Source organism: Peptoniphilus timonensis JC401, from assembly GCF_000312025.1.
Taxonomy (GTDB): Bacteria; Bacillota; Clostridia; order Tissierellales; family Peptoniphilaceae; genus Peptoniphilus_A; species Peptoniphilus_A timonensis.
In genome coordinates, this window is sequence record NZ_HE978593.1 from 684,750 (window position 1) to 686,143 (window position 1,394).

General features: G+C 28.8%; 3 protein-coding genes. All 3 read right to left on the reverse strand.

The window, feature by feature from the left end; all coding sequences use genetic code 11:
• Positions 1–169, reverse strand: a 169-nt coding sequence (locus HGPT_RS10345) for a (d)CMP kinase (RefSeq protein ID WP_281032367.1), incomplete at its 3' end; no start/stop codon positions are given.
• A 98-nt stretch (positions 170–267) separates the two neighbouring features.
• A complete protein-coding gene (locus HGPT_RS10350; RefSeq protein WP_019138456.1) occupies positions 268–510 on the reverse strand; it encodes a (d)CMP kinase in 243 nt (80 codons plus the stop codon).
• A gap of 89 nt (positions 511–599) precedes the next feature.
• Positions 600–1,394: BaiN/RdsA family NAD(P)/FAD-dependent oxidoreductase (locus tag HGPT_RS03325; RefSeq protein WP_019138457.1), on the reverse strand; the 795-nt coding region annotated here is incomplete at its 5' end.

Consider the following 1,394-nt stretch of genomic DNA (forward strand, 5'->3'; position numbering starts at 1 on the left):
AGTCATTATAATCTCTCTTTTTTAAATCTTCCAAGATTTCATCAAAACTTGCAGTACTATCCTCTAATTGTTTAAATCTTCTCATTGCACGAGTTTCTACATCTGCAGTCAAGAAAAATTTATATTCAGCATCTTTTAATACCACTGAACCAATATCTCTGCCTTCCATGACAACATCTCTGTCATTTGCTATTTCTCTTTGCTATTTTTACAAGATAATCTCTAATTATTTTCTTTTTTGACAATTCAGAAGTCTTATTAGAAATTTCATTTTTCTCTAATTTCCTTTGAGACATCTTTTCCATCTAAAAATATTTTATCTCCATCAAAATTTATTTCAGTATTTTTAAGTATTTTTTCATAATCACTTTCATCTTCATTTAAAAGTTTGAGAGTAATTGCCCTATACATTGCTCCTGTATCAATATATAAAACCCCAAGTCTTTTTGCAATTTCCTTTGCAAGAGAACTTTTGCCAGATCCCGCTGGTCCATCTATTGCAATTTTCATTTTTTACCTCCAAAAAAAATCACTACTTCCTGTATTGAACTGTAGTGACTTTTATCATTATATTTTATTTTTTAAAATAAGTAAAGCTATTATAAATTAATCCCACATGAGTAGGCTGTTGAATTTGCAATTTGAATATTAAATCCACCAGTTAGTCCATCAACATCAAGAAGCTCTCCAATAAAGTAAAGCCCCTTAACAAGTTTTGACTCCATTGTTTTTGGATCAATATCTTTAACATCAATGCCGCCACTAGTAACTATAGCCCTGTTAATGTCATCAAATCCATCAAAAATAAGTTTAAAATTCTTAATTGTTTTTATTAAATTTTCTCTTTCTTCCTTAGTTATTTGATTTACTTTTTTGTCAGGATAAATTTTTGCAGCATCTAAAATATAAGAAATTAAATCTTTTGGAAGAAGTAACTTCAATACATTTTCAATATTTTTATTTTGATTTTCACTAAAATCTCTCAAAATTCTATTATCTAATTTTTCAATTGACAGAGCTGGTTTTAAATCTAGAAAAAGTTCAAAATTATTTAATCTATTGAGTTTACTTGAACTTGTAAGGACTATTGGTCCACTAATTCCCCTGTGGGTAAATAGAAGTTCGCCAAATTCTCTTGAAATAACTTTTTTATCTTTTTCTGCAAAGAGTTCAACGTTTTTTAAGCTAAGTCCTGCTAAATTAAAATTATTGGCTAAATTCATACCAATAAGTCCTGGTCTTGCTTCCACTATCTTGTGTCCAAATTTTTCTGCAAATCTATATCCATCTCCAGTTGAACCAGTTAACTTGTATGAAAGGCCACCAGTTGCAACTACAATCTTGTCGAATTTTTCTTTTCCATTTATTATAAAACTTTCTCCATCTTTTTCTAT